The sequence below is a fragment of the Kribbella albertanoniae genome (assembly GCF_004348455.1).
GTDB lineage: Bacteria > Actinomycetota > Actinomycetes > Propionibacteriales > Kribbellaceae > Kribbella > Kribbella albertanoniae.
In genome coordinates, this window is record NZ_SMKA01000500.1 from 1 (window position 1) to 1926 (window position 1926).

A 1926-nucleotide genomic window follows, 5' to 3' on the forward strand; every position below is an offset into this window, starting at 1 on the left:
ACCCTCCCCGTCGAGACCCCACCCCGGGGCCACTCACGGTGGAACGGTGCCAAATCCGTCCCGCCATCGAGATCCGGTGTTCGCGGGGAAGATGAGAGGGGAACCTCACGCCATGAGCCTGGCCACCGCGACCACCCACACCATCCGTGAAGGTGCCTTCGGCAACGGTACGCACCTGAGCTGTCGCGCCTGTGGGGCGAAGTCGCCGCTCGGTCCGTTCTACGCCTGTATGGAGTGCTTCGGTCCGCTCGAGGTCGGGTACGAGTTCCCGACCATCACGCGGGAGCAGATCGAGGCCGGTCCGAAGAACATCTGGCGCTACCAGCCGCTGCTGCCCGTCCCCGTCGACGTGGCCAGCTTCCCGAACACCGAGCCCGGTTACACCCGGCTCATCGACGCACAGAACCTGGCCCGCGAGCTCGGGCTGCGCAAGCTCTGGGTGAAGGACGACTCCGGCAACCCGACGCACTCCTTCAAGGACCGGGTCGTGGCGAGCGCCCTGAGCGCCACCCGCGAGCTGGGCCTGAAGGTGTTCGCCTGCCCCTCCACCGGCAACCTGGCCAACGCCGTCGCCGCGGCCGCCGCGCGGGCCGGGATCCGCTCGGTCGTCTTCATCCCGAAGGACCTTGAGCGGCCCAAGATCATCACCACCGCTGTGTACGGCGGGACGCTGGTGGCCGTCGACGGTAACTACGACGACGTGAACAAGCTGGCCTCCGAGATCGCCGGTGAGGAGGAGGGCTGGGCGTTCGTCAACGTCAACGTCCGTCCCTACTACTCCGAGGGTTCCAAGACGCTCGCCTACGAGATCGCCGAGCAGCTCGGCTGGCGGATCCCGCAGCAGGTCGTCATCCCGGTCGCGTCCGGTTCGCAGCTGACCAAGATCGACAAGGGCTTCACCGAGCTCGGCAAGCTCGGGCTGGTCGACGCCACCGACTACAAGATCTACGGCGCCCAGGCGACCGGCTGCTCGCCGGTCGCGCAAGCCTTCCGCGACGGGTACGACGTGGTGAAGCCGGTCAAGCCGGACACGATCGCGAAGTCGCTCGCCATCGGCAACCCGGCCGACGGTCCGTACGTGCTGGACGTCGCCCGCCGTACCGGTGGTGTGATCGAGGACGTCTCCGATGAAGAAGTTGTCGACGGCATCCAGTTGCTCGCCCGCACCGAGGGCATCTTCACCGAGACCGCCGGCGGGGTGACCGTCGCGACCCTGAAGAAGCTGATCGAGACCGGTCAGCTCGATCCCGACGCCGAGACGGTGATCATCAACTCCGGCGACGGGCTCAAGACGCTCGACGCCGTGGCCGACCGGGTCGGCCCGAAGGTGACCATCCCCGCGTCGTACGACGCCTTCGTGAAGGCAGGCCTGCAGTGAGTGTGAGTGTTCGCGTTCCGACCATCCTCCGGCCCTACACCAAGGGGGTCTCCGAGGTGTCCGCCGAAGGCGCGACGCTGACCGAGGTGCTGGATTCGCTCGACGCGTCGTACCCCGGGATCAAGTCCCGCGTGCTCGACGAGTCCGGCGAGCTGCGCCGCTTCGTGAACGTCTACGTGAACGACGACGACGTCCGTTTCGCCGAGGGCCTGCAGACCACGATCAAGGACGGCGGCCAGGTCTCGATCATCCCGGCTGTGGCCGGCGGCTGCTGATTTCTTTGAGTGGTTCATGGCGTCACCTGTACCTCGTAGGGTGACGCCATGCGTGCAGTGGTGATCGAGCAGTACGGCGTTGTGCCGGAAGTGCGGGAAGTTCCGGAGCCCGAGGTGGCGGACGGATCCGTCGTGCTGAAGGTTGAGGCGACTGGGCTGTGCCGGAGTGACTGGCATGGGTGGATGGGGCATGACTCGGACATCGTGTTGCCGCATGTGCCTGGGCATGAGTTGGCCGGGACGATTGCCGCGATCGGGGCCGGGGTTGAGGGG

3 protein-coding genes are annotated in these 1926 nt (G+C 67.0%); all 3 read left to right on the forward strand.

Features of this window, described 5'->3' with window-relative positions; genetic code table 11:
* Positions 1-112: 112 nt before the first annotated feature.
* Positions 113-1378 carry a threonine synthase gene (gene thrC, locus E1261_RS44550; protein ID WP_132416393.1) on the forward strand — a complete coding sequence of 422 codons (1266 nt, stop codon included), beginning with the start codon at positions 113-115 and terminating at the stop codon, positions 1376-1378.
* Entirely contained in the window at positions 1375-1653 is a 279-nt protein-coding gene (locus tag E1261_RS44555) for a ubiquitin-like small modifier protein 1 (protein WP_132416395.1), read from the forward strand. Before thrC ends, E1261_RS44555 begins: the two co-directional genes overlap by 4 nt.
* Positions 1654-1701: 48 nt before the next feature.
* On the forward strand, positions 1702-1926 hold a 225-nt coding region (locus E1261_RS44560), incomplete at its 3' end, for an alcohol dehydrogenase catalytic domain-containing protein (protein WP_165952879.1).

Coding starts and splice junctions, on each gene's coding strand:
- thrC (WP_132416393.1), top strand. CDS start 113: ATGAGCCTGGCCACCGCGACCACCCACACCATCCGTGAAGGTGCCTTC.